At 32.3% G+C, this 1,850-nt stretch carries 2 protein-coding genes; one reads left to right on the top strand and one right to left on the bottom strand.

Features of this window, described 5'->3' with window-relative positions; genetic code table 11:
- The first annotated feature begins 42 nt into the window (after positions 1 to 42).
- Positions 43 to 1,092 carry a Fic family protein gene (locus B3J44_RS18200; protein ID WP_286970183.1) on the top strand — a complete coding sequence of 350 codons (1,050 nt, stop codon included), beginning with the start codon at positions 43 to 45 and terminating at the stop codon, positions 1,090 to 1,092.
- Between the two features lie 29 nt (positions 1,093 to 1,121).
- Here B3J44_RS18200 and B3J44_RS18195 read toward each other — a convergent pair whose 3' ends face one another.
- The gene (locus tag B3J44_RS18195) at positions 1,122 to 1,763 is read right to left on the bottom strand and encodes a protein-L-isoaspartate(D-aspartate) O-methyltransferase (protein WP_177209989.1); all 642 of its coding nucleotides are present in this window, start codon (positions 1,761 to 1,763) and stop codon (positions 1,122 to 1,124) included.
- Positions 1,764 to 1,850: the final 87 nt, after the last annotated feature.

The following is a 1,850-nucleotide window of genomic DNA, read 5'->3' as shown; positions in this document are numbered from 1 at the left end:
TAAAAAATTGACTATTTTTGTCAAGACTAAATTTATCATTAAATGAAATCGCTTTTAAAAAATGCTAGAGAACAAAAAGGATTAAAAACTCGCGAGTTAGCACAGCTTGCCGGTATTGATCAGGCTTTGATCAGCAAATTTGAATCTGGCACTCGAAAACCCACCAAAGATCAGATAATCAAACTTTCCCAGCTACTAGAAATTGATTACGAAACTTTAATGATTGCGTGGCTTAAAGAAAAGATTCTTTATGAAATTGGTGATGATGATCTTGCTTTGAAAGCATTAAAAGTCGCAGAAGATGAAATCAAATACAATAAAACGGTTTCGAATCTTAAATTATCTACTTCGTTAGAGAAAATCCTAAAAGAAATTGATTTTTTAAAAGAAAAACTAGACTCTTTTCGCCAATTTGACAGCTTTAAAATTAAACAAGCTCTCGAATTAGAATATACTTTTGAAAGTAATAGAATTGAAGGAAATACAATGACTCTTCGTGAAACCGATATGGTTATCAATGAAGGTTTGACAATTTCTGGAAAAAGTATGCGGGAACATTTGGAAGCCATTAATCATCAAGAAGCTATTGGTTTTATAAAAGAATTAATGAATAAAAGCAATTCGTTAAATGAGCGTGATCTTTTGTCTATTCATAATTTAATACTTCGAGGAATCATCCCAGAAGATGCTGGACGTTACAGAAAAGTTCAGATCATGATACAAGGAAGTACTCATATGCCTCCCCAAGCTTTAATGGTTCCTCAAGAAATGGAGGAATACTTTATTTGGTACGAAATCAATAAAAATAAATTGCATCCTGTTATCCTTGCAGCCGAAATGCATGAACGTTTAGTTACTATCCATCCTTTTATTGATGGAAATGGCCGAACTTCGAGATTAATAATGAATTTAATTCTAATGCAAAAAGGTTATCCGATAGCCAACATTAAAGGAGATTATGAAAATCGAATGCAGTATTATCAAACCTTAGAAATAGCGCAAACTAAAAAAGACAAGGAAGACTTCTTTCTCTTTATTGCTCAAAGAGAAAAAGAAAGCCTAGAAAGATACATTTCAATTCTTACTCAATAGAAAAAGCCCGTTTAAAAACGGGCTTCTTATTAATTTTTATCTTCTAATAAAGGAACAAATCTAAATTCTCCAAATTCATGTTTTTCGAATTGAGTTTCATTTTTCCTGATTAATAAGGTCATAATCTGAACATCTTCTCCAAGTGGAATAACAAGTCTTCCTCCTATTTTTAATTGAGCCATTAACGGCTGAGGAATAAATGGTGCACCCGCCGTAACTATAATACTGTCAAACGGAGCAAAATTTGGAAGTCCTTTATATCCATCTCCAAAAGTAACGTGCTTTGGACGAATATTTAATTTTGGAAAAAGATTCGATGTTGTCTTAAATAATTCACTTTGCCTTTCAACTGTATAAACTTTAGCGCCAAGCATAAACAAAACAGCCGTTTGGTAACCAGAACCAGTCCCAATTTCTAAAACTTTGTGATCTCTTTTTACTTCTAATAGCTGTGATTGAAAAGCAACCGTATACGGCTGCGAGATAGTTTGACCCGCTCCAATAGGAAAAGCCTTATCTTGATAAGCATAATCTTCAAAACTTGAATTCAAAAAAAGGTGTCTCGGGATTTTTTTTATCGCATCAAGCACTGCTTTATCAGTAATTCCTTTTTGCTCTAAAGTAGTTACTAATTGATTACGAAGTCCTTGATGTTTGGCAGTATCTTTCAAAATGAGTAGGTTTTATTTTCGCAAAAATAAGAAAACAAATTATCAAAAGTCAACTACTTTTTTATGATTTAATTTCTATTTTTGATT

The sequence above is a fragment of the Flavobacterium sp. UBA4854 genome, assembly GCF_002399805.1.
GTDB classification, from domain to species: Bacteria; Bacteroidota; Bacteroidia; order Flavobacteriales; family Flavobacteriaceae; genus Flavobacterium; species Flavobacterium ginsengisoli.
Note: the sequence above shows the minus strand (reverse complement) of the source record. Positions and strands in the feature narration are given on the sequence as shown.